We start from the raw sequence: 24,587 nt of genomic DNA on the forward strand, positions 1-24,587 counted from the left end.
CTTTTATTCGGCCGGCGTCAGCTGGCGAACGATCCGGCGGTACGACAACACGGCGTGCCGCCCCCGGGCCTCACCTTCCTCGGTGAGGCCCTCGATCGTTTCCACCCACTTGCGCAACGCCTCGGCCTCGTCCTGCCGGTGGGCGTCGTCGAAGATCACCGTGGCCGTGTCGGCCAGCCGGTCCTCGAGCACCCGCATCGCCGGGTACCGGGCGTCCTTGCCGGTCTTCTCCGGCGGCCCGTCGATCAGCAGCAGGTCCACCTCGCGCAGGTCGGCCACCGACTCGACGTCGTACCAGGGGAAGGTGCGGCCGTCGACGACGACCGGGCGCAGCGGGGCGTCGCGCACCTCGGCCACCTCGGCCAGGCCGTGCGCGGCCAGCGCGATCCGGGTCTTCTCGGCGTAACCCGGGTCGTGGTCGAGCGAGACGAGCCGGCCGCCGGCCCGCTCCAGGGCGTACGCGATCCATACCGTCGAGGTCCCGCTGCCCAGCTCCAGCACCAGGCGCGGCTGCCGGGTGTGAATCAGGTGCAACAGGTCCAGCAGGTCGGTGGGGTTGAGCGCGAACCCGCCCGAGGACGGCATCGGCGCCCGCGGCGAGAAGCCCTGGAACAGCTGCACCAGCGCCTCCACCTCGCCGGTCTGCGCCCGCAGCAGCCGGTCGGTGCCGTTCGCCGCCGCCTTCTGCTGGGTGGCGAGCAGCTCGGTCAGTTCCCGGTGGCGATCGCCCGCGGTGAGCAGCATCTGCTCGACCGCACCGAGCACCCGGCGCTGCGTCTGGTCGAGCACCGCCCGCTGCTCACGCTGGGATTTGCGCTGCTCGCGGCCGAGCGTGCCCAGCCGGTGCAGCACCAGCACCAGCCCGGCGGCGAGCGCGGCCAGCACCGCCCCGAGCACGGCCAGCGCCAGCCCGAGGTGACCGGTGAGCGCGCTGCCGCCGATGGCCGCGCCGAGGATGGACGCGCCGGCCAGCAGAATGGCCTGGCGAGGGGTGATGTTCCGGAGCCGCCTCATTATTTTCCTCTCGGTGCGGTCGGTGGGTGCGGGCAGAACTGAACCCCGGCCCGCTGCTCGGCGGCGACGTCGAACGACTGGTCGAACCGGTACCGGGAGAACGGCGCGTCGGCGAACATCGCGAAGAACTCGGCGCGCAGCGCGCAGCGCCGGGCCTGCCCCGCGGGCGTCGGGTCGAAGTCGGCCATCGACTGGGCGATCCGGTCGTCGAGCCGGGCGGCCGGGCTGGCCATCACGGCGTCCCGGAACCGCTTGTTGGCGGTGGCCGAGACGGTGGCGCTCGCCGCGAACAGCAGGATCAGCGTCGCGATCAGCACCCGGCGGCCGGGCCGGATCAGGTGCCCGAGCGCCGCGAGCAGCAGCGCGCCGGCCGGCATGGTGACGGCCGAGTCCCGCCAGCCCATCCCCCAGTCGCCCTTCGTGGCCACCCGCTGGATCTCCCCGTTCAGCGCGCCCATGGTGGCGCCGAGCAGCACCGCGGTCGCCGCGACCAGCAGCAGCACCGCGCCGGCCGGCCGGTCCACGACGGACAGCCGGCGCAGGTCGCGGATCGCCGAGAACGCCAGGGCGCCGAGCGCGAGCGCGGCGGCGACAAGCACCACGCCGGCCAGCCACGGCCGATGACCGCCCCCGACGGTGGCGTCCGGCCACATCAGCGGCGGGAACCAGCCCAGCGCCCGGCTCGGCAGGGCCGCGAACACCTCGGGCCCGGCCGCGACGTCCGAGCCGGTGTAGCAGTCCCGGATCGAGCAGTAGTGGTTGATGATCGCCCGGACGGTCAGGAAGACCGGCAGAAAACCGAGCCAGAGCAGCCCGAGCACCCGCATCGGGGCGGCGAGCCAGAGCTTGTGGCCGGTCAGCTCGAGCACCCACCGGCCGCGCGCCGGCACCGCGACGGTGGCCAGCGGCAACGACAGGTAGGCGACCTCGTTGAAGGAGGCCAGCGCGGCGCCCGCGACGATCAGCGGGAGGATCCACCAGAGCCGGATCGGCCGCTGCGGGTGGATCCGGCACAGCATCGCCGGGACGGCCAGCACCAGGGCGGCCGAGGTGAGGTACAGCCCGGCGAACAACACCACCGGGCTGGCCCGGCCGGCCGCGACCAGGCCGCCGGCCACCGCGAACGGCACCACCGCGGCCAGCGTGGACGGTGGCCGCCGGAACATCCGGCCCCGGGCCACGATGCTCTCCGCGAGCAGCATCGCGACCACCCCGAGCAGCGCCGCGGCCACGAACGAGACCAGCCGGAACGCGATGTTGCCGGGAATCCCCAGGACGTCGCCGAGGACGTACGCGATCAGGTCGAGGGTTTTCTCCACCATCCGCCCGAGCGGCCGGAAGTTACCCATCCGCAGATAGCTCGGCATCGAGTCGAGCGTGTGCGGCACGATCCGCAGCGGGTTGTCCCGGAACAGGCCACCGTGCCAGTAGATGTTGAACCGGTGGTCGGCGGTCGGCGCCATCGCCACCAGCGGCCCGAGCACCACGAGCGGGGCGAGGGCCGCTCGCAGCATCGCCCGCCGCCAGAGCGCACCGACCGGCGGCCCCTCGACGACAAAACGCATCGCGACCCGGGGGGCCTCGGCTTCCAGCACGGACGTCACGAAGAGGGCAACGAGCCCACGATCGGCTCAGTAACGCGACGGCTCGAGGAGCGTGGCCAGGGTGGGCGGATCACGCGGGTCGACGACGACGGTGCGGGCCGCTTGGTGGTCCTGGCAGAGCTGGGCCACCCGGCCGGCCAGCAGCGCCTCCCAGTCGCCGGGTTCGTGCCGGGACCAGGTGATCGGGTCGGGCAGGTACTCCAGGACCACGCCGGGCACCTGCAGGCCGCGCAGCGCCGGCTGGTCGGTGACCACCACCGGACGGTGGTCGCCGTCCACCACGATCCGCTGCCGCAGCGCCCGGACCAGGGCGTGCGAGGCCTCCCGGTCGAGCCCGACGGCCACGTAGACCCGGGCCGGCACCGGTCCGGTGACGACCTTACGGCGGGCCGGATGGCCGGGCCGGCGTCGCAGGAGGCGCCGGGCCGTACCGATCGGGTCGTCGGTCAGGTCGACCAGCGCCCGGCCGATCCGATAGGCGCGGCTGAGTCGTAGCTCGGCCAGCAGGTCCTGGGTGCGGTCCCGGTCGTGGACGGCCGCGTCCCGTTCCGCCTCGACCGAGCGCAGCCGCCCGGTCAGGGTGGCCACCTCCCAGCGGGCCAGGGCCAGATCATCGGTGTCCCGCACGATTCACCTCCCGGCAGTGCGCCGCGAGCCAGTTCGCGGCGTCCTCAGCTCCATTGCCGAAGGCCAGTTCGGCGCAGCGGCGGGTCAGCGCGGTCCGCACCGCCGGGTCGGCGAGCTCCTCCAGCGCGGTCGCGGCCGTCTCGTCGTCGGTGGCGTAGAGCGCGACCCCGGCCGCCGCCGCGAACCGGGCCCGGGCCAGCTCGTCGTCGCAGGCGTCCGGGTCGGGCACGAAGACGGTCGGCACCCGGGCACCGATCAGCTCGTGGAAGTTCATGTAGTCGGCCCGGGACACCGCCACCGTGACCTCGCCCAGCTCGGCCGGCCCGGCCTCGATCGCCCGGAAGCCGGGCAGTGCGGCGTCCACGCCCCGGCAGAGCAGGGTGTCGTCGCCGTCCCGGCGAACCAGCCGGTCGGGCAGGCCGGTGATCGGGTCCACGGTGGAGACCCCGGACCGGGCGGTGGTGGTCCAGCCCTCGTCGCCGCCCGCGGCGAACTCGCCCGGCTCGAGGATGCCGCCGAAGACCGCGCCCCGGGCCGCCCACTCGCCGCCGGTGCCGCGCCGCCACATCGCCGGGCGCAGCCACAGCCAGCGCGGCAGCGGATGCTCCTCGACGGCGGCCACGATCCCGTCCTGCGGCAGGCCGCCGACCAGCACGGCCCGCGGCCGGTACAGCTCGACCAGGTGGCCGAGGCGGTCGCGGGCGAAGTCGTTCCAGCGGGCCGGCGGGGCACCCAGCTCGGTCGCGCCGGGAAGGTATTCGGTGAGCAGGCCGGCCGCGTGCGCGCCGGCCAGGCCGGCCGATCCGGCCACCACGACCGCCTCGAGGCCGGCCGGCAGCCGCCGGGCGATGGCCCGGAACCGGGCCACGTCGTCGCCGACCAGCAGCACCCGGCGGTTCGGCCGGGACGGGCGCACGGGTGGGCGGGTGCGGCGGCGACCTGGTCGGGGCATCACGCCGAGCGAGGCGAGCCGGGCGATGTGCGAGGCGCTGCCGAACTGCTCGGTGACGTAGCGCCGGGCTCGTTCGACCTGGGCCTGGTAGGCGGCCCGGTCGGCGTGCAGCCGGCGCACCAGGTCACGCACCCCGGCCGGGTCGGTGTAGAGGGCGGCGTCGCCGAAGATGGACCGGAAGTGCGGGCCGACGATGACCGGTACCCCACTGGCCATCGCCTCGAGGATGGTGCGGCCGAACGCCTCGGTCCAGTCCGGATCGTGGAAGTAGACGAAGAAGTCCAGCCCGGCCAGGAAGTCCTGCGGTGACTCGGCGCCGAACTCCACGACGTCCCAGTTCTGCGGTTGGTGGCCGAGACGGCGTACCCCGATCTCGCCGCCGCCCAGGATCCGGACCTTGACCTCGGCCGAGTCCGGGTAGGCCTGCAGCAGCTCACCCGCCTCGCGCGGCCATTTCACCTCGTCCGGCCGGCCGTGCCGGCCGATGACCGGGACGTCGCCGGGCGTCCGGACCGCGGCGGCCCAGTCGTCGATGTCGATGATCTCGTGCCAGTCGGTGTCCGGGAGCGGCGCGCGGGGCGCCACCCGCTGCACGTTGTCGCGCACCTGTGGACTGATCGGGGCCCAGACGATGCCGTCGCCGAACAGCCGGGTGACCCGCGCCCGCACCTCGTCGAAGACGTAGTAGCGCTGGTCGTGCGACTCGTCGCCGGGTGGCTGGTTGAGCACCACGATGGTGTGCCCGGCCTTGACCTTCGGCACCACCGCCGGCTCGTCGGTGAAGATCCGGGGCTGACGGATCAGCAGCACCCGGGCGGCCACCTCGGTGCCGTCGTCGTGGGCCAGGTCGGCGAGGCCGTCCCGCAGGCACTCGACGATCCGGGACTGGAACGGGCGGGCGTGCCGCAGGTGCGGCGACGGCACGTGGATGAGCACCGTGGACAGTCCGGCGGCGGCCTGGGCGCGTACCTCGGCGACGATGCTCGCCGAATTGCCCCCTGGATACCGCAAATCGGACAAGATGGCGACGTCGTACAAGGTCACGGTGGTTCAAACGACCGGAACTAAGCGGGCGATACGGACAATTCACCTGACGCGTTGGCTCGTTAAGAACTGCGGATGGAAGGAGAACGCCGATGAGATCCGGACCGGATCCGCTCGCCGTCGCGGCCCTGCAGGCCCGCTCGGTGGCTGCTCGCGGACCCCTCGCCCGGGTGGCCGGGGCGCCCTCGGCCGAGGCGCTGGCCTCGGGCGAGAGCAGCTCGGCCGATCCGTGGCTTGCCGGTGAGCTGGCCCGGGTGATGGCGTTGCAGGACCTGCGCCCGGACGACCAGGCCGGCGCCCTGGCCATCCTGGCCCGGCTGCGCCGGGCCGGCACCATCGCGGCCGAGCACCAGGGCCTGCACGTCCAGCTCGCCTGCGTGGCCGGCGATCGCAGCCTGGCCACCGCGCTGCTCGACGAGTACCCGCACGTCGCCGAGACGATCCGCACCGCGGTCACCCTCGACCTGGCCAACCCGCACACCGGCGGCAGCGGCACCGGCTGGGCCGACGGCTTCGCCGCCCTGCTGCCGCACCCCTGGGTCCGGGTCGGCGACGGACCGGGCGAGGCCTTCGACCGCCTGGTCACCGGAGCGGCCCAGCGCACCGGGCACGCCCGCCGGATCACCACCATCGTCACCAGCTGGCGGCCCGACCAGGCGCTGCTCACCGCGGTCCGCTCGCTGGTCGGGCAGACCTGGACCAACCACGAGATCCTGGTGATCGACGACGGGTCGCCGCACGAGTTCGACCCGGTGCTGCGGGCGGCCGGCGCGATCGACCCGCGGATCCGGGTGATCCGGATGGTCACCAACGGCGGCACCTACGTGGCCCGCAACGCCGGTCTCGACGCCGCCACCGGCGACTTCGTGACGTTCCAGGACTCCGACGACTGGTCGCACCCGACGCGGCTGGAGAAGCAGGTGGCGCCGTTGCTCGCCGACGAGGCGGTGTTCTCCACCACCTCGACCGGCATGCGGGCCACCCCGGATCTGCTGCTCACCCGGCCCGGTGTCGAGCCGACCCGGTCGTACAACCTCTCGTCCTTGATGTTCCGCCGGCAGGCGGCGCTGGACCAGGTCGGCTACCTCGATCCGGTCCGCAAGGGCGCCGACGCCGAGTACGTCGAGCGGGCCCGCGCCGTCTTCGGCCGGGCCGCCACCCAGCATCTCGGCGGCCCACCGCTGGCGCTGATCCGGCTGAGCAACGACTCCCTCTCCAGCGCCGACTACCGGGTCGGCTGGATGCACCCGGCCCGCCGCTCCTACCTCTCCGCGTTCCAGGCCTGGCACACCCGGATCAAGGCCGGAACCGCCGCGCCCCGGGAACCACGAGCGTTCGCGGCCCCGCGCCGGATCCGCGGCGAGACCGGCGCCCGCGCCTACGACGTGCTGCTGGCCGGCGACTGGACCACCGCCGGGGGTGCCGGCACGGCCGGGATCGGGCAGCTGCGCGCGCTGACCAAGCGCGGCCTGCGCGGCGCCCTGCTGCACCTGGACGAGCTGGCCAACCTGCGCACCGGGCCGCAGAACCTCGACCCGGTCGTCCAGGACCTGATCAACAGCGGTGATCTGACCCAGGTCGAGCTCACCGACGACGTCCGCACCCGGCTGGTGGTGGCCCGGTCGGCCCGGGTCCTGCAGCACGCCCCCGACCTGCCCGGCGGCATCCGCGCCCAGTGCGTGGTGATCGAGTCGGCCACCATCTCCCGCTCGGCCGCCGCCGCCGGTCGCCGGCTGTTCGGTCGCCGCCCGCTCTGGGCGCCGGCCGGCCCCGACGGCCGCCGGCTGCTCACCGCCGCGCTCGCCGAGGACCCGCTGGCCGCGGGTGCCCCCGGGGACCTGCTCACCACCGTCGACCTGCCCGGAACGGTGGACGCCGCCCGCTGGCGGCTGGACCGCCGGGGCCCCCGCGCCGACCGGCCGGTGGTGGGTCGTCGCTGCCGGGGCGGCCGGGCCGAGTGGCAACGCCTGCGGGACGAGCTGCCCGACTCGGCCCGGGTCGACCTGCGGCTGCTCGACGACGACGGCACCGCCGGGCGGGCGTTCGGCCGGTTCGGCGCCCCGCGCGCCTGGCTGGTCTACGACCGCGCCGAGGTCAGCGTGCGCAACTTCCTCTACCAGGTCGACTTCTACCTGCACCTGCCCCGGCCGGAGGCGCCGGCCGACCCCGACCCCGACCTGCTCGCCGCGCTCGCGGCCGGCTGCGTGGTGCTGCTCCCCTCCCGGTACGCGGCCACGTTCGGCGACGCGGCCGTGTACTGCGAGCCGGACGAGGTGCCGGAGGCGGTCCGGGCGCTGCACGGGAACCGCCAGGCGCTGGTCAGCCAGGCGGCGCGGGGACCGGAGTACGTCCGCCGGCACCACGGCCACGACCTGTACGCGGAGCGCGCCGCCCTGTTGGCAACCCAAGGGCAACTGACGCGCGGGTAAAGCGGGCGGCCCAGCAACCGATTCTTCCAGGCGTAGGACACAGAGCAGCCGGTTCCCCGACCGGCTGGCCGCGAGAGCTTCCCCTGTCTCTCGCGACCCGCGACCCCGCCGTCCCCCGCGGCGGGGTCGCGTTTACTTAACGGCCGAGGCCTGCGGCTGGGCCAGCGTGGTCCAGCGGCCGGACAGCCGGCGCTGCTCGGAAAGACCGAACCCGCCCTGCCGCGGCGCGACCCGGCCGGGCACCTCGTCGACCACCACGACCCCCGAGTCGGCCAGCCGGCGGCCCAGCACGTGCAGGGCGGGCGCCACCGCCTCGGTGCCGGGCGCGGACGTGCCGTCCACCACGAGCAGGTCGATGTCGGTGAGACCGTCCAGCGCGTCGACGTCGTACCAGTCCACGCTCCGGCCGTCCACGGTCAGCTCGGCCGCCATCGCGTACCGCACCTCGACCGCGGTGAGACCGTGCTCGCCCAGTGACTGCCGGGTCGCCTCGGCCCGCTTCCGGTCGTGGTCGACCGCGACCAGCCGGCCGCCGCCGGCCTCCAGCGCGTACCCGAGCCAGATGGTGGCCGGACCGCCGCCCAGCACCACGGTCAGCCCGGCCGGCCGAGCGGCCGCGATGGTGATCAGGCCGAGTAGGTCGGTGGGGTTGAGCGCGCCACCGGCGGGCATCGGCGCTCGCGGCGTGACCTGCTGAAACAGCTGGAACAGCGCCTCGATCTCCTGGTTCTGCTCGCGCAGCAGGAGCTCGGCGCCGCGCCCGGTGAGCCGCTCGTTGCGGGCCAGCGCCTCGGTCAGTTCCTGGTGCCGGTCGCCGGCGGCCAGGCGCTCCTTCTCCACCGAGGCGATCACCCGGCGCTGCAACTGCTCGACGACGACCCGCAGGTCGCGGACGGCGTCCTGGGTGGCGCGGTTGACCCCGCCGATCCGCCGGGACAGGTGCAGCACCCCGGCCGTCACGGCCACCAGCAGCAGGGCCACCAGGCTGGTGGCGAGCGCGGCCCGGCCGGCGGCCGAGGCAACGGCCACCCCGGCCGCGACCGTCACGATGACCACGAGACCCGCGATCTGCCGGCGCGAGAGGCCCAGCAGTGCCTTAACCAGCCTTTTCAGCTTCGCTTTCACACCATCGGTAACGCGGCCCCGGCGGCGGCCGTTACGGGAAGCAGGTCCATGATCCGGTCGACCAGGAGGGCCGGGTCGTGGGCCCGGGCCACCACCTCGCGGGCCCGGCGGCTCTGCTCGGCGTACAGCCCCGGATCGGCCCGGTAGCGAGCGATCAGCGGGCCCACCTCGGACCGGCCGCAGTGCACGGCGGCGTCGCCGTACAGGCCGGCGTAGCGCTCCGGCATCACCACCACGCAGCCCATCGCGGCCGCCTCCAGGGCCGGGCGGGAGTACCATTCGGCGCTCTCGGCCGGCGGGAAGTGCAGGTAGAAGTCGAGCTGATGGAGGAACGGCCGGGGGCCGAGGTCGGCGGCCTCGTAGCCGAGCCAGGTGCGCGGCAGTGGGATCGGCGGGTCGGTGCGGGGCCGGTCGGGCAGCCGGATTCGCACGTCCGCGTCCGGCAGCCGGCGGCACACCGCGAGGGTGGCGTCGATGTCGAGCGGCCAGGCGGCGGCGTCGCAGAGGTCGGTGCCGACGACCGCCGGGCCGGGGGCGGCGGCGACCCGGTCGGCCACCCAGCCCGGCGCGGCCAGCGCGGTCGGGAAGTCCCGGTCGGCCACGGTGACGCCGTCCGGCGTACGCAGGGAAGCCCGGACCCCCGGATCCTGCGGAACCCACAGCGGGTCCGCCCCGAACAGCCGCCGGGCCGCCGCGTCGCAGGTGGCGGGCCGATAGCGGTGGTCGGAGCCGTCACTGCGCAGCGGCGCCCGATCGGCCACCACGACCACCCGCCGCCCGGTGACCCGGCTCTCGGAGGGCGCGAACTGGAGCACCGCGGCCTGCCGCACCAGCACCAGCGACGCGTCGACCCGCTCGCTGAGCGCGACCCGGTCCACCGCCCCGGAGTTGATCAGGTCCTGGATCGGTACGCACAACGGCTGCCGCTTGAGGTGCACCGCCCGGCCCTGTTCGAGGTGCAGCACCGCCACCCGCAGACCGGCCGCCCGCAGCGCGGTGAGCTCGTCCACCGCGGTTCGCGGCGCGCTCTCCAGGAACCGCCAGTCGGCCACCATCAGCACGTCGTACTCGGCGACCCGTTCGGGGTCGACCCCGAGCAGATGCGCGGGCGCCGCGTGCAGCCGGCCGGACCCGTCCGCGGACCGCACCGGGGACGCCGCACCGGCCGTGATCAGCTGGTGATAGCGCAGGTAGGCCGAGCTGTACGCGGTCCGCGCCGGATGCATCCAGTGCGGCTTGATCTCCGAGCGGGACAGCGACCCGGCCGACAGCCGGATCAGCGCCAGCGGCAGCGAGTCGAGGTGCCGCACCCGGCGCGCCCCGAACGCGGCCTGGATCCGGCCGATGTATTCGCTGTCCGCGGCCTTGCGCACCCGGTCGAAGTAGCCGACCCGGGCGAGCACCGCGGTGCGCCGGATCAGCAGCGACGACGGGTTGAACCGGCCGCTGCGCACCCCGGGCCGGGTGAGCATCAGCTGGTCGGTGACGGCCAGCCCGTCCGAGGTGGTGGCGACCAGCCGCCGGTCGGCCAGCATCGGGGCGACCTGCAGTTCCAGCCGGCGCGGATGCGACCAGTCGTCGGAGTCCTGGAACGCGGCGAACTCGCCACCGGCGGCGTCCAGCCCGGCGTTGCGAGCGGCGTAGGTGCCGGCGTTGACGGCCAGCTTGATCAGCCGGATCCGGTCGCCGAGCGCGGTCGCGGCCCGCAGCACCTCGTCGTACTCCGGCGGCGACGCGTCGTCGACGATGATGATCTCGACGTTGGCCCAGCTCTGGGCAAGGATCGAGCGGACCGCGGTGAGCAGTCCCCGATCGGGCCGGAACGCGGTCACCACCACCGACACCCGATGGGCGGCCTCGACCCGGTCGGCCGGCGGCGACGCCAGCCGGTCGAACGGCACGCCCTCGCCGTCGCCGACGACCGGGCCGGGGGCGGGCGTCAGCGTCTGGAAGCCGCGCAGCCACGGCTCAGTGGGCCGGTCAGCCACGAACGGGTTGATCAGGTCCAGGCGCAGCGCGTCCCGGGTCGCCGGGTTCATCCGCCGATAGCCGGCGAGCAGCCGGCGGGCCGGCTCCGGGCCCTGGTACGCGAGCACGAGCTGGGCGTGCAGCGCCTGGTTGGCCGGCGACACCGCACGCGACCCGTACGCCCGGCGGACCAGGTCGTACAGCGCGAGCGCATCCTCCCGGTCGCCCGGCAGCAGCTCCTGCAGCGCGATGATCTGGGCCACCGCGGCCACCAGCCCCGGGTCGGCCTTCGGCCGGCGACGGCGCAACCAGCGCTTGTCCCCCCGGCGAGCCGCCGCGAGCAGATCGTCGAGCGTGCCCGCGTCGCCGAGCGCGGCCCGGGCCATCAGCACCCGGGAGTCCACGGTCCGGTTGCGCGACGCGGTGGCGGTCAACGCCAGCCGCAGCCGCGGGCCGATCGCCCTAATGTGATCATCGAGCAAACCGGATGGATGTGGGTCCCGCATGCACCCACCAACGTCGCGACGGCCGTCGCAGTGACGCGGCCGTTCAGACCGCGGCCAGCACCGCCGCCGTGACCCGGTCCCGCTCGGCCTGCTCATTCCACGATCCGACCAGGTAGAACGCGTCCACCACGTCACCTCCGAGGGTGGAGATGCGGGCCGCGCGGACCTCGGCGCGAGCCTCGTCGAGGGCGGTAGCCACCCGATAGAGCAGCCCGACCGAGTCGGCCGCCCGCAGTTCGAGCACGGCCGCGTCGGTCGCGACGTCCCGCTGCCAGAGCACCCGCGGCTCGGCGGTGCCGCCGCGGGCGCTCATCGCCCGCGCCCGCACCCGCTGGGTGACCGACACGTCGCCGGCCGCCACCCGGCGCAGGTCGGCGGCGAGCGCCACCGGGTCGTACGGGGAGCCGTACCGGGGCTGGGTGAAGAACTCGACGATGGCCCGGCCGTCGACCGTGGACGCGTTCGCGCCGACCACGTCGAGCCGGTGCATGGCCAGGCAGGCCGCGACCGCGCCGAGCAGCCCACGCCGGTCGGCGGCGGCCACCGCGACCCGGTCGCCGTCCAGGTGCACGGCGGGCAGGTCGCCCTCCAGCAGCTCGGGATCGGGCGCGGGCGGTTCGGGCAGTTCGCCGGTGTCCAGGGCGGTGTGCACCCGGCGGACCAGCTCGGCCATCAGCCGGCCCTTCCAGTCCGACCAGGCGGCCGGGCCGGTGGCGTGCGAGTCGGCCCGGGCCAGCGCGTGCAGCAGGTCGAGGGTGGCGGAGTCGCCGACCTTCTCGGCCACGGTGGAAATGGTCACCGGGTCGCTCAGATCGCGGCGGGTGGCCACGTCCGGCAGCAGCAGGTGCAGGCGCACCAGCTTCTCGATGGTGGCCACGTCGGCCGGCGGCAGGCCGATCCGGGTGGCGATCTCGGCGGCGATCGGAGCGCCGACGATGCTGTGGTCGCCCTCCAGACCCTTGCCGACGTCGTGCACGAACGCGCCGATCAGCAGCAGGTCGGGGCGGTCCACCTCGCGGGCGTACGCGGTGGCCTCGTAGGCGGCCTGCACCAGGTGCCGGTCGAGGGTGAAGCGGTGCACCGGGTGGTGCTGCGGCAGGCTGCGCATCCGGGCCCACTCCGGCAGCCAGGCGTCGATCAGCCCGTACCGGTCGCAGGTCTCCCAGGTGGGCAGCAGGCCCGGCCCGGAACCGAGCAGCGAGACCAGGGCGGCCCGGGCGGCGGCGGGCCACGGGTTGGGCAGCGGCGGGCTGAAGGCGGCGAGCCACTCGCTGGTGGCGCGGGCGATCGGCAGTTGCACGGTGGCGGCCGCGGCCGCCACCCGCAGCGAGAGGGCCGGGTCCGGGACCGGTCCGATAGCGGTACGGGCGAGCACCAGCTCGCCGTCCTGCTCGACCACGTCCCGGGCGACCGGCCGGCGGGTGGGTGAACTGGGCATCTGACCACGCCGACGGCCGGCCCGTAGCCGGTCGGCGGCCCGCCAGGCGTCGTCCACGGCGTGCGCGACGGTACGGGCGTCGCCGGAGAGGCGACGCAGCAGCGCGTCACCGTCGTCGAGTTCGAGCAGCTCGGCCACCGCGGCGCGCTCCTGGGCGACCAGCCGGTCGACCCGGCGGCCGACCGCGAGGTGTAGGGCGTCACGGGTGTCGAGCAGGCGCAGGCCTGCCGCACGCACCGCGGGGCGCATGGTGTCGGCCACCCCGGCCCGGCCGATGCCGCGCAGGATGGTGACGTCGCGCAGGCCGCCGGCCGCTTCCTTGAGGTCACCCTCGAGCAGGAAGGCAAGCTCGCCGTGGGTGGCCCAGCGGCTGGTGGTGATCTCTTTGAGCTGCGGCATGAGGCGTACGGCGGTGCGCCGCCACTGATCCGAGGAGGCTGCGATGAGCTCGGCGGAGAGGGCCGGGTCGCCGGCCACGTGCCGGGCGTCGAGCAGGCCGAGGGCGACCTTGACGTCGTCGTGCGCGACCGACAGCGCCTCCGGCAGCGTGCGCACGGAGTGGTCGAGGCCGAGCCGGGCGTCCCAGATCGGGTACCACAGGGCCGAGGCGATCCGGTCGATGCCGGCCGTGCCGTTGTGCAGCAGCACCAGGTCGAGGTCGCTGTAGGGAGCGCAGTCCCGCCGGCCGAGCCCGCCGACCGCCAGCAGGCTGACGCCGGGCAGGTGGCTCGGGAAGATCTCGCTCAACCATTTGTCGATCGCCGCGGCCCGGTCGGACCGGGCCGCGGCGCCGATGTACTCACGCAGTTTGTCGGGCGAGCCGCCGGCTGGCACAAATGGCGGCTCGCCTGACATATTCGTCATCTCAGAGCGCGTCGAGACCGCGCTCGCCGGTACGGACCCGGACGACCTCTTCGACAGCGGTCACCCAGACCTTCCCGTCGCCGATCTTGCCGGTCCGAGCCGAGGTGACGACGGCGTCGACGATCTTCTCGACGTCGATCTCGTCGGTCACCACCTCAACCTTGATCTTCGGCAGGAACTCCACCGTGTACTCGGCACCCCGGTACACCTCGGTGTGGCCCTTCTGCCGTCCGTACCCCTGTACCTCGCTCACGGTCAAGCCGGTCACGCCGAGTGCGTGCAGAGCTTCCTTCACCGCGTCGAGCTGGTACGGCTTGATGACCGCGGTCACCAGCTTCATGCTCAGTCCCTCTCTCGGAGCAGTCATACGGGAATCTAACCGGCGACCTTCTGGCTGACATCAGCCTTACCGTCCGCATCGATGCCGGGCTTGATGCCGGCCATCGCGAACGCGCCACCGCTGCCCGAACCACCGGACGGGGTGAGGTCGTACGCGGTCTCGCCGTGGTCGGCGATGTCGATGCCCTCGATCTCGGCCTCTTCGCTCACCCGCAGGGCCTTCACGGACTTGAGGATGAAGGCGAGGATCGCGGCGATCGCGAACGAGTAGACGGTGACAGCCGCGCTACCGGCGAACTGGCGCCACAACTGCTCGCCACCACCCCCGTAGAACAGACCCTCCTTGGCACCGAGCACGTCGGTGATCGCACCGTTGACCTGCGTGGTGGCGAAGAAGCCGATCGACAGCGAGCCGATCCATCCACCGACGAAGTGCACGCCGACGACGTCGAGCGAGTCGTCGTAGCCCAGCTTGTACTTCAGGCCGACCGCCAGGGCGCAGACCGCACCGGCGATGATGCCGATCAGGGCGGCGGGCAGCGGAGCCACGAAACCACAGGCCGGGGTGATGGCGACCAGGCCGGCAACCGCACCGGACGAGGCACCGACCAGGGTCGGCTTGCCATCCCGCAGCCACTCGACGACGGCCCAGCCGACGAGAGCGGCGGCGGTGGCGAGCTGGGTGTTGACGAACGCCACCGCGGTGGTGCTGTCAACGGTCAGCTCGGAACCGGCGTTGAAGCCGAACCAGCCGAACCACAGCAGGCCGGCGCCGAGGGCGACGAACGGCACGCTGTGCGGGCGCATGTTCTCCCGCGGCCAGCCGATCCGCTTACCGAGGACCAGGATCACACCGAGTGCAGCCGCACCGGCGTTGATGTGGACCGCGGTACCACCGGCGAAGTCCAGCGCGTGCAGGTTGGCGCCGATCCAGCCACCGCCCCAGACCCAGTGCGCGACCGGGACGTAGACGAGGGTGAACCAGCCGATCGCGAAGAGCACCCAGCCGCCGAACTTGAGGCGGTCGGAGAGAGCACCACTGATCAGGGCGACCGTGATGACGGCGAACATCATCTGGAAGACCATGAAGACGTACGTCGGGATCCCGGTCTCGCCCCACATGTCCGGCAGCCAGCTGGTGCCGGTGCCGAAGTACTGAGTGAAGCTACCGAGGAACTTGTTGGTGCCTTCGCTGTCGTTCGCGCCGAACGCCAGCGTGAAGCCGTAGAGCGACCACAGAATCGAGATGATCCCGATGCTGGAGAAGCTCATCATCATCATGTTCAGGGTGCCCTTGGACCGGTTGAGGCCACCGTAGAACAGCGCCAGACCCGGGGTCATGAGCAAAACGAGCGCAGACGACAGGAGCAACCAAGCGGTATTGCCAGTGTCGATCTCCACGCTGCCTCCTCTCGGAATTTTAGGTGTCCTCCCACACGACCTACGGGGCAGCGTCGCCAGTCGGCCGGTTCGCGGCAAAGCGTTCCGGTCTGCTGTTTCACGCACGGTCTACGCGCGATTTCCGGCGCGTGACGGGTTGTTTCGTACGTGTGAAGAAACTCTCACAGGCACAGCGGCGAAACACGCTGAACTGGGACAATAGCCGTGGAATTTCGACAACCGTCTAGCCGACAGATTGTCAACAGCCGATCAACGGAGAGCGTATTCGAGGGTGTGGCGCTCGTAATCGAGCAGCCGCAAATCGCGCATCGGGCGCCGGAGATGCCCCTTGTGCACGATGCGCACAAAGGCCGGGTCGCCGGCCGCCGCCATCCGCCGGATGCCCTCGACGTGGTCCACGATCCGCTTGCGGATGGTGCGCACGAGGCGGTGCCGGTCGCGCGGGATCAACCCGTACGCGTCCGCGAAGAGCCGCAGCCGGCGCGGCCGGTTCGGCCGTTTCCAGCCCAGCGTGTACGAGTCGCGGTCGCTGAACAGCGGCACCCAGGTCCACGCCGCGTAGGCCACGTCGTAGATGCGGGCACCCGGCGAGGCCAGGTCGAAGTCGATCAGGGCGAGCGTGCCGTCCGGCCGCCAGACCACGTTGTGCGGCGCGGCGTCGTGGTGGCAGATCACCTCGGTGTCCGGCGGGGGCGGCCCGAACGAGCGCCACACGGCACCCGGCGGCGGCACGAAACCGTACTGCGCGTCGTGGAACATCCGCAGCATGGTCGCGACCGTGACCAGGGCTTCCTCGGTCACCCAGTGCGGCGCCAGCGGGTATTCACCGCACTCGCCATCGAGGTACGACAGGACCTCGCGGCCCTTCTCGTCGATGCCGAGGGCGTGCGGGGACCCGGTGAAGCCGACCCGCTCGAGGTGGTTGAGCAGGGCGTGCACGGAGGGCGTCCACGGGCCGGTGTTCCGTCGGACGGTGTCGCCGACGCGCGAGACCGTGCTGACGTTGCCGCCGTGGAGCGGAATCTCCCGCACCGGCTCCTGCGTCACCAACGGCCTCCCGAGTTACTCACCTGAAACTCCGAGACTAGCCGTCGGAACCAAGCAGTGCCTCGACGAAGGCAGCCGGCTCGAACGGGGCAAGGTCGTCCGGGCCCTCACCAAGGCCCACCAGCTTGACCGGAATCCCCAGCTTGCGCTGCACGGCGATGACGATTCCGCCCTTCGCGGTGCCGTCCAGCTTGGTCAGCACGACGCCCGTCACATCCACCACTTCAGTGAACACCCGAGCCTGTTCGAGACCGTTCTGCCCGGTCGTGGCGTCCAGGATCAGCAGGGTCTCGTCGACCGGCCCGTGCTTCTCCACCACCCGCTTGACCTTGCCCAGCTCGTCCATCAGGCCGACCTTGTTCTGCAGCCGGCCGGCCGTGTCGATCAGCACGGTGTCGATGCCGGTGTCGATGCCCCGCTTCACCGCGTCGAACGCCACGCTGGCCGGGTCACCGCCCTCCGGGCCACGCACGGTCTCGGCGCCGACCCGCTCGCCCCAGGTGGCCAGCTGCTCGGCGGCCGCGGCCCGGAACGTGTCGGCCGCGCCGAACAGCACCGTCCGGCCGTCGGCGACCAGCACCCGGCCGATCTTCCCGCAGGTCGTGGTCTTGCCGGCGCCGTTGACGCCGACCACCAGCACCACCGCCGGGCGGCCGTCGTGCGGGGTGGTGCGCAGCGAACGGTCCATGTCCGGCTCGAGGGCCGCGGTCAGCTCCTCGGCCAGCTGGGCGCGCACCTCAGCCACCGTGCGGGTGCCGAGCACCCGGACCCGCTCGCGCAGCCGTGCCACAAGCACCTGGGTGGCCTCGACACCGACGTCCGCGGTGATCAGGCTGTCCTCGATCTCCTCCCAGGCGTCCTCGTCGAGGTGGTCGCGGGACAGGACGCTGAGCAGGCCCCGGCCGAGCGAGCTCTGCGACCGGGCCAGCCGGGCACGCAGCCGCACCAGGCGGCCGGCGGTCGGCTCCGGCGTCTCGATCTCGGGCTGCGGCTCGACGAGAACCGGCGGCAGGCCCTCGTCGACCTCGGCCGGCGGCTCTTCCTCCGAAACAGGGCGCTCGAGGGTCGTGGTCCCCCCGCCGGTCGGCGGCGGCAGCTCACGGCGGCGCATCCGCGGCACCATCAGGCCGACGGCACCGGCGACCAGGACGACGAGCAGGATGACTGCGGCGACCACGTATTCCATGGCTGAAATCCTGACAGATGAGCCGTCGGCGCGTGGCGTCGGCCGTCCAGTGGCGGCATCCCGCTCCTCTGACGGAGGATGGGACGCCCTCGGAACATCTGCGTGGAAGGCTCTATCGCCTGATGGCTGCTCATCTCCTCATCGGCCCCCTGCTGCGGCGGGTGGTCGGCGACCGCGCCACCATCTGGGTGGAAACCACCGAGCCGACCACGGTGCGGGTCGAGGCCGAAGGCGGCGGCGCCGGCTCGGCGACCACCTTCGCGGCGTACGGGCATCACTACGCCCTGGTCGTGGTCTCGGGCCTGACCCCCGACGCGGCCAGTTCCTACCGCGTCTTCCTCGACGACCGCCCGGTCTGGCCCTCGGCCGACTCGACGTACCCGCCGTCGGTGATCCGCACCCGCCCGGCCGAGGACGCCGACGCCCCGGTCCGGCTGATCTTCGGGTCCTGCCGCGAGGCGACCCCGCACTCGACCGCCCGCCACCTGCCGCCGGACGCGCTGGATGCGTACTCCCGCCGGCTGATGGGCGACGCGCAGAACCCCGAGCTGCGCCCCGACCTGATCGTCCTGCTCGGCGACCAGGTCTACGCCGACAACACCTCCGACAAGGTCAAACGCTTCCTGCGCCGCCGCCGCGCGGCCGGCCACCAGGGCCCGGAAGACCAGGTGGTGACGTTCGACGAGTACACGAAGCTGTACCTGGAGTCGTGGCGCGACCCGGAGATCCGCTGGCTGCTCTCCACCGTCCCGAGCGTGATGATCTTCGACGACCACGAACTGATCGACGACTGGAACACCTCGGCCAGCTGGCGCCGGGACATGGCCGCCCAGTCCTGGTGGATCGAGCGGATCGCCGGCGGCCTCGCCTCCTACTGGGTCTACCAGCACCTGGGCAATCTGAGCCCCGACGAGCTCGACGCCGACCCGCTGTTCGCCAAGGTGACCGCGGCCGGCGAGGCCACCGTCCTGCTGCACGACTTCGGCCGCTCGGTCGACGGCGAGTCCGGCCACTACCAGTGGTCGTTCGCCCTCGACCTGGGCCGCACCCGGCTGGTGATGCTGGACAACCGGTGCAACCGGGTGCTGACCCCGGGCGCCCGCGAGATGCTGCCGGCCCGCGAGTGGGCCTGGTTCGTCGATCAGGCCCACGGCAACTACGACCACCTGGTGGTCGGCAGCTCGCTGCCGTGGCTGATGCCGCCCGCCATCCACCATCTGGAGGCGTGGAACGAGAAGACCGCCGACTCCAGCAACGAGCGGGTGGCCGCCTACGCCGAGAAGATCCGCCGAGCCTTCGACCTGGAACATTGGGCGGCCTTCGGCCGATCCTTCGCCGCCCTCGGCGAGCTTTTCCGCCGGCTGGGCGAGGGCGGTGACGGCGCCCCGACCCATCGGGTGGGCGCAGGCGGGGCGTACGCCGCTCCGGCCACGATTTCGGTGTTGTCCGGCGATGTGCACCATTCGTACGTCGCCCGGGCCGACTTCGGCGAGGTCATGCACACCCCGGTGATGCAGCTGACCTGCTCGCCGGTGCACAACCAGGTGCCCGCGTTTATGCGCCCGCTGATGCGCTTCAGCTGGTCCCGGGCGGCCGCCAAGGGTGTCCGTGGCCTGGCCCGCTCGGCCGGTGTGCGCCGCCCGACCTGGACCTGGAAGCGCGAGGCCGGCCCCTATTTCGGTAACGCGGTCAGCAGCCTGCGGTTGACCGGCCGCACCGCCACGGTCCGAGTTGAGGGCACCGAGAAAGGTGGCACCCTGTTCACCGTCGCGGAGGTCGATTACGGCCCCGAAAATAGGGCTGCGCCCGCCGCCGGGCAGCGGGAAAGATAGCCGCCGATGACTACCTGGACCGCGCCCGAGGCGCAACGCGAGAGCGAACCGTTCACCGGCCCCGAGCGGGCCATGTTGCAGGGCTGGCTGGACTGGCACCGCCAGACCCTGCTGACCAAGTGCGCCGGCCTGACCGCCGAGCAGCTCAAGACGGCCAGCACGGAGCCGTCCAACCTGACCCTGCTCGGCCTGGTCCGGCACATGACCGAAGTCGAGCACTCCTGGTTCAGCACCCGCGCCGCCGGCGGCCCGGTCGTCGACATCTACTGCTCCGACGACAATCGCGACGGCGACTTCGACGACGTGGCCGACGCCGACGCCGAGGCCGATCTGGCCGCCTTCCGGGCCAAACTGATCACCGTCGACCAGGACGTCGCCGACCTGCCGCTGGACCACGAGTTCACCACCAGCCGAGGCCGAACCCTGAGCCTGCGCTGGGTCTACATCCACATGATCGAGGAATACGCCCGCCACAACGGCCACGCCGACCTGATCCGCGAGCGCATCGACGGCGCCACCGGCGACTAGGCCAGATCGAGGGCCTTGTTGAGGTAATTGATGTGCTCCGGGCCGGCCCAGCGGTACGCGGGCAGGCCCGCGGCGCGGGCGCCGAGCACCGCGCGGTTGTCGTCGTCGACGAAGAGCACGTGTTTCGGGGCGAAGCCGATCAGCTCGCAGGCCCGGTGGAAGAACTCGGGGGCCGGCTTGTGCAGCTTCTGTTCCCACGAGCTGATCACCACGTCGACCTCGTCGGTCAGGCCGAGCGCGTCCAGGTCGGGGCGCAGCCGGTCGGTGGCGTTGGTGGCCAGGCCGACCTTGCGGCCGCCGGCCCGGACCGCGCGGATGAACGCCAGCGCGTCCGGGTCGACCTCGCCGCGGTCGGACTGCCACTCGGCCACCGCGGCGGCCGCGCGCTCGGGGTCGATCGGCAGGCGCTCGGCAACCAGGCGCATCCACTCTGCGTCGGTGATCTCGCCGGCCACCGCGGGACGGTAGATGTCCCACGACATCGCCGTCTCGAGCAGGGCGGCCGGCTTGAGGCCGTACTCCAGCTCGACGGCGATCATCGGAGCCGGGTCCCAACGGCGCAGAACGCCGTCCAGGTCGATGAGCAGGGCCTGGGCGCGTTCGCGCATACCGGCTATTCCTCTTCCTTCTTCAATCGCTGACTGATCACCTGGGTCACACCGGCACGCATGGTGACGCCGTACAGGGCGTCGGCGACCTCCATGGTGCGCTTCTGGTGCGTGATGATCAGCAGCTGGCTCTTCTCCCGCAACTGCTCGAAGAGGGTAATCAGTCGGCCCAGGTTGACGTCGTCGAGGGCGGCCTCGACCTCGTCCATGATGTAGAAGGGCGAGGGGCGGGCCCGGAAGATGGCGCAGAGCATCGCTACCGCGGTCAGCGAGCGTTCGCCACCGGACAGCAGCGACAGCCGCTTGATCTTCTTGCCCGGCGGGCGGGCCTCGACCTCGACGCCGGTGTTGAGCATGTCTTCCGGGTCAGTGAGCACGAGCCGGCCCTCGCCGCCCGGGAACAGCACCTGGAAGACCGCCTGGAACTCGCGCGCGGTGTCCTCGAACGCCGAGGCGAACACCTCGAGGATGCGGTCGTCGACGTCCTTGACCACGGTGAGCAGGTCCTTGCGGGTGGCCTTGAGGTCTTCCAGCTGGTCGGAGAGGAACTTGAAGCGCTCCTCGAGCGCCGCGAACTCCTCCAGCGCCAGCGGGTTGACCTTGCCGAGCAGCTGCAGGTCGCGTTCGGCCTTGTTGGCCCGCTTCTCCTGGGTGGGCCGGTGGAACGGGGCCGGCTCGGGCACCGGCTTGCTGTCCTTCTCGGCCTGCGCCGTCTCGGCCGCGCTCGGCGGCACGAGCTGCTCCGGGCCGTACTCGGTGATCAGCGTGTCCACGTCGAGCGAGAAGTCCTCGGCCGCCTTGGCCTCGAGCGTCTCGATGCGCATCCGCTGCTCGGCCCGGGCCATCTCGTCCCGGTGCACCTCGCTGGTGAGCCGCTCCAGCTCGGCCAGCAGCCGCTTGGCCGTCGCCCGGACCTCCTGCAGCTCGGCCTCGCGAGCGGTGCGGGCCTGGGCCAGCTCGTCGCGCGCCTCGACCGCCCCGGCCAGCGACAGCTGGACCCGGGCGAGGGCGGTGGCCGCGCCGAGCGCGACCGCCTTGGCGATCTCGGCGCCGCGGGCCCGTGCGGCCCGGCGGGCCGCGGCCCGCTCGCGGGCCTGCCGCTCGGCGTTGGCCTGGCGCATCAGCGAGTCGGCCCGGCCGGAGATGGAGGAGACCCGTTCCTCAGCCGTACGCACGGCGAGGCGTACTTCCATCTCGTTCTGGCGGGCCTGCGGTACGAGAGCGGCGAGCGTGTCCCGTTCCTCGGTGGACGGTTCCTCGTCGATCGGGGTCGACTCGGCCAGGCTGAGCCGTTCCTCCAGCTCGGCCAGGCGCATCAGGTCCTGCTCGCGGGCTCCCTCGGCCTTCTGCCGGGCGGCGCCGAGGCGCTCGCTCTCGGCCTTGGCCGACCGGGCGGCGGCACCCAGCTCGGCGAGCCGGCGGGCGGCGGCGTTGCGCTCGCCCTCGGCCGCGCGCTTGGCCGCCGCGGCCACGTTCACCGCTTCCTTGCGCTCGGCGACCTCGGCCCGGGCGTCGACCAGCTGGCCCTTGAGCTCGCGAATCGCCTCCTCGGCGGCGGCCCGCCGGGCCTTGGCCTCGTCGACCGCGGCCTGCACCTCGATGTAGCTGGTGGCCTTGCCGGAACCGCCGGCCGCGGCGAACGCGCCGAGCACGTCGCCGTCCGGGGTGACCGCCCGCAGCTCGGCGTTGTTCGCCACCACCTGGGCGGCCAGGCCGAGGTCGGGAACGAGGACGACGTCCCGCAGGGCGCGGTTGACGGCGGGCCGGATCTGCTCGGGGCACTCGACCACCTCGGGCGCCCAGACGGCGCCCTCGGGCATTTCCGGCCGCAGCGACTCCAGCGAGCCGCGCATGCCGGGCCCGGCCGGCGAGGCCACCACCAGGGCGGCCCGGCCGGCGTCGGCGATCTTCAGGGTACGCATCGCCTCGATCGCCTCGTCCACACCGGAGAGTGCGACCGCGTCGGCGAACGCGCCCAGGGCGGCGGCGATGGCCGCCTCGTGACCGGCCCGGACGGTGAGCATCGAGGCGAGGCTGCCGAGCAGGCCGGGCACCTGGTCCCGCTTGGCCAGCAGGGCCCCGGCGCCGTCCTTGCGCTGCAGGCCCAGTGCGAGCGCTTCCTCGCGGGCCTTCCAGCTGGCCGCGTCCTTCTCGGCGGTCCGCTCGGCGTCGGAGAGCTCGCGCACCACGGCCGCGGCCCGGTCGTGGGCGGTCTGCGTCTCGGCGTGCCGCTCGTCCAGCTCGACGTTGTCCCGGTCGGCCTCGGTGGACTCGGCCGCCACCACGTCCACGTCGGACTGGGCCGCCTCGGCCCGGGTCAGCGCGTCGGTGTGCGCGATGGCGAGCCGCTCGATCTCTTCGGCCGCGCTCCCGGTGCGGGCGCGGGCCGCGTTCACGTTGCCGGTCAGCTTGGCCAGGCCCTCGCGGCGGTCGGCGATCGCCTTGGCCGCGGTGCGCAGCGCGCCCTCGGCCGCGGCCAGTTGCCGTTCCAGTTCCTGGCGCCGCTCGACCGCCTCGGCCAGCCGCATCTGGTCGTCGGTGAGCGCCTCGCGCAACTCCTCTTCCTGCTCGCGCACCCGCTCGGCCTCGGCGACCAGCTGATCGGGGTCGCGGCCGGGGCGTTCCTCGTCCGGGGTGGCGGCGAGGTGCCGCAGTCGCTCGGTGGCGAGTTGCTCGGTGGAGCGGAAACGTTCCTGCAGCGCGGCCAGCTTGTACCAGGTGTCCTGGGCGGCCTGCAGCAGCGGAGCGTCCTCGGCGTGCGCGTGCTCGAGGTCGGCGAGCAGCCGCTGGATCTCCTTGTTCTCCGCCTCCACCTCATGCCGGCGGTCGCGCATCGCCGACTCGTCGGCGATCTCCCGGTCCAGAGTGGTGCGCAGGGTGTGCAGGTCGTCGGCCAGCAGCCGGAGCCGGGCATCACGCAGGTCGGCCTGGATGCCGGCGGCGCGGCGGGCCACCTCGGCCTGCTTGCCGAGCGGCTTGAGCTGGCGGCGGAGCTCGGCGGTGAGGTCGGTCAGCCGGTTGAGGTTGACCTGCATCGCGTCGAGCTTGCGGATCGCCTTCTCTTTGCGCTTGCGGTGCTTGAGAACACCGGCCGCCTCCTCGATGAAGGAGCGGCGGTCCTCGGGCTTGGCGTGCAGCATCGCGTCGAGCCGGCCCTGGCCGACGATGATGTGCATCTCCCGGCCGATGCCGGAGTCGCTGAGGAGTTCCTGGATGTCGAGCAGCCGGCAGGCGTTGCCGTTGATCTCGTACTCACTGGCGCCGTCCCGGAACATCCGGCGAGTGATCGAGACCTCGGTGTACTCGATCGGCAGGGCGCCGTCGTTGTTGTCGATCGTGAGCGTCACCTCGGCGCGGCCCAGCGGCGCCCGGCCGGACGTGCCGGCAAAGATCACGTCTTCCATCTTGCCGCCGCGCAGTGCCTTGGCGCCCTGTTCCCCGAGCACCCAGGCGATGGCGTCGACGACGTTGGACTTGCCGGAGCCGTTGGGGCCCACCACACAGGTGATGCCCGGCTCCAGGCGCAGCGTCGTGGCGGAGGCGAAGGACTTGAAGCCCTTGACCGTCAGGCTCTTGAGGTGCACGGATCTCCGAGGGTCGGCGTCGAGATATTGGCAAGCAGGTTACCCGTACCCAGGTCCGGGGGCTCGGCACGCCGCGCTTGCGACCCGTCAAACCCGACAAAGGGGACAAAAAGATGCGCGCCGCCACTATGTGGAGGCGCGCTGCTCGGGGTGCGTCGAGACGGTACCGAGGGGGATCGGCCGCCGATCAGCGGCGGCCGGCAGAACTCAGGTCAGTGCCGGCTCGGTCAGTCGCAGGATGTCGTCCGCTTCTGCGGCTGCTGCCGCCAGACGGTCATTCTCCGCCCGGAGGCGGGTGACCTCGAACTCCAGGGCCTGCACCCTGGAACGCAGTCGGGTGACCTCGTCGAGCAGGCGCCGATCGGGCGCCGCACCTACGTGGCCAAAGAGGGCCTTCGCCATGGTGACTCCTTGAGAAGCACTGCTTCTTCTTGGGATTGAGAACTACGCGCACACGGCGCGCGCCGAGTTTGCACCCAAATGTCCATGCA

17 protein-coding genes are annotated in these 24,587 nt (G+C 72.7%); 3 read left to right on the top strand and 14 right to left on the bottom strand.

Annotated elements, in window-relative coordinates:
• Window positions 1-3 precede the first annotated feature (3 nt).
• From Ate02nite_RS06560 to Ate02nite_RS06575, 4 genes are read right to left on the bottom strand one after another with little or no spacing between them, the layout of a single operon-like run.
• Window positions 4-1,014 carry a class I SAM-dependent methyltransferase gene (locus tag Ate02nite_RS06560; RefSeq protein WP_203800512.1) on the bottom strand — a complete coding sequence of 337 codons (1,011 nt, stop codon included), beginning with the start codon at window positions 1,012-1,014 and terminating at the stop codon, window positions 4-6.
• On the bottom strand, window positions 1,014-2,618 hold the full coding sequence (locus tag Ate02nite_RS06565) for a hypothetical protein (RefSeq protein WP_203800513.1): 1,605 nt from the start codon (window positions 2,616-2,618) through the stop codon (window positions 1,014-1,016). The genes Ate02nite_RS06560 and Ate02nite_RS06565 overlap by 1 nt, the downstream gene beginning before the upstream one ends.
• A 27-nt stretch (window positions 2,619-2,645) precedes the next feature.
• Window positions 2,646-3,245 carry a hypothetical protein gene (locus Ate02nite_RS06570; RefSeq protein ID WP_239147165.1) on the bottom strand — a complete coding sequence of 200 codons (600 nt, stop codon included), beginning with the start codon at window positions 3,243-3,245 and terminating at the stop codon, window positions 2,646-2,648.
• Entirely contained in the window at window positions 3,229-5,208 is a 1,980-nt protein-coding gene (locus Ate02nite_RS06575; RefSeq protein WP_239147166.1) for a glycosyltransferase, read from the bottom strand. The genes Ate02nite_RS06570 and Ate02nite_RS06575 overlap by 17 nt, the downstream gene beginning before the upstream one ends.
• A 125-nt stretch (window positions 5,209-5,333) precedes the next feature.
• On the opposite strand from Ate02nite_RS06575, the gene Ate02nite_RS06580 reads away from it, so the two are divergent.
• A complete protein-coding gene (locus Ate02nite_RS06580; protein ID WP_203800516.1) occupies window positions 5,334-7,670 on the top strand; it encodes a glycosyltransferase family A protein in 2,337 nt (778 codons plus the stop codon).
• Window positions 7,671-7,802: 132 nt separating this feature from the next.
• Here Ate02nite_RS06580 and Ate02nite_RS06585 read toward each other — a convergent pair whose 3' ends face one another.
• From Ate02nite_RS06585 to ftsY, 7 genes are all read right to left on the bottom strand, one after another.
• Entirely contained in the window at window positions 7,803-8,795 is a 993-nt protein-coding gene (locus Ate02nite_RS06585) for a class I SAM-dependent methyltransferase (RefSeq protein ID WP_203800518.1), read from the bottom strand.
• Entirely contained in the window at window positions 8,792-11,269 is a 2,478-nt protein-coding gene (locus tag Ate02nite_RS06590) for a glycosyltransferase family A protein (protein ID WP_203800524.1), read from the bottom strand. The genes Ate02nite_RS06585 and Ate02nite_RS06590 overlap by 4 nt, the downstream gene beginning before the upstream one ends.
• Before the next feature lie 43 nt (window positions 11,270-11,312).
• A complete protein-coding gene (locus Ate02nite_RS06595) occupies window positions 11,313-13,562 on the bottom strand; it encodes a [protein-PII] uridylyltransferase (RefSeq protein ID WP_239147167.1) in 2,250 nt (749 codons plus the stop codon).
• 10 nt (window positions 13,563-13,572) lie between these two features.
• A complete protein-coding gene (locus tag Ate02nite_RS06600) occupies window positions 13,573-13,911 on the bottom strand; it encodes a P-II family nitrogen regulator (RefSeq protein WP_203724369.1) in 339 nt (112 codons plus the stop codon).
• A gap of 35 nt (window positions 13,912-13,946) precedes the next feature.
• Window positions 13,947-15,311 (bottom strand): ammonium transporter, encoded by a 1,365-nt coding sequence (locus tag Ate02nite_RS06605; protein WP_275422798.1) that lies wholly within the window; start codon window positions 15,309-15,311, stop codon window positions 13,947-13,949.
• A gap of 249 nt (window positions 15,312-15,560) precedes the next feature.
• Window positions 15,561-16,361, bottom strand: coding sequence for a phosphotransferase (locus Ate02nite_RS06610; RefSeq protein WP_239147168.1), 801 nt, complete (start codon window positions 16,359-16,361; stop codon window positions 15,561-15,563).
• A gap of 34 nt (window positions 16,362-16,395) precedes the next feature.
• The gene (gene ftsY, locus Ate02nite_RS06615; protein WP_203800537.1) at window positions 16,396-17,544 is read right to left on the bottom strand and encodes a signal recognition particle-docking protein FtsY; all 1,149 of its coding nucleotides are present in this window, start codon (window positions 17,542-17,544) and stop codon (window positions 16,396-16,398) included.
• Window positions 17,545-17,666: 122 nt separating this feature from the next.
• On the opposite strand from ftsY, the gene Ate02nite_RS06620 reads away from it, so the two are divergent.
• Window positions 17,667-19,376 (top strand): alkaline phosphatase D family protein, encoded by a 1,710-nt coding sequence (locus tag Ate02nite_RS06620; RefSeq protein ID WP_203800540.1) that lies wholly within the window; start codon window positions 17,667-17,669, stop codon window positions 19,374-19,376.
• A 6-nt stretch (window positions 19,377-19,382) separates the two neighbouring features.
• Window positions 19,383-19,904, top strand: a complete 522-nt coding sequence (locus Ate02nite_RS06625) for a DinB family protein (RefSeq protein ID WP_203800543.1) — start codon at window positions 19,383-19,385, stop codon at window positions 19,902-19,904.
• Here the strand turns inward: Ate02nite_RS06625 and Ate02nite_RS06630 are convergent.
• From Ate02nite_RS06630 to Ate02nite_RS06640, 3 genes are all read right to left on the bottom strand, one after another.
• Entirely contained in the window at window positions 19,901-20,512 is a 612-nt protein-coding gene (locus tag Ate02nite_RS06630) for an HAD family hydrolase (RefSeq protein ID WP_203800546.1), read from the bottom strand. The two genes, Ate02nite_RS06625 and Ate02nite_RS06630, sit on opposite strands and share 4 nt — an antisense overlap.
• A gap of 5 nt (window positions 20,513-20,517) precedes the next feature.
• A complete protein-coding gene (gene smc, locus Ate02nite_RS06635; protein ID WP_203800560.1) occupies window positions 20,518-24,096 on the bottom strand; it encodes a chromosome segregation protein SMC in 3,579 nt (1,192 codons plus the stop codon).
• A gap of 207 nt (window positions 24,097-24,303) precedes the next feature.
• Entirely contained in the window at window positions 24,304-24,498 is a 195-nt protein-coding gene (locus Ate02nite_RS06640; protein WP_020518001.1) for a hypothetical protein, read from the bottom strand.
• Window positions 24,499-24,587 lie beyond the last annotated feature (89 nt).

The sequence above is a fragment of the Paractinoplanes tereljensis genome, from assembly GCF_016862435.1.
Taxonomy (GTDB): domain Bacteria; phylum Actinomycetota; class Actinomycetes; order Mycobacteriales; family Micromonosporaceae; genus Actinoplanes; species Actinoplanes tereljensis.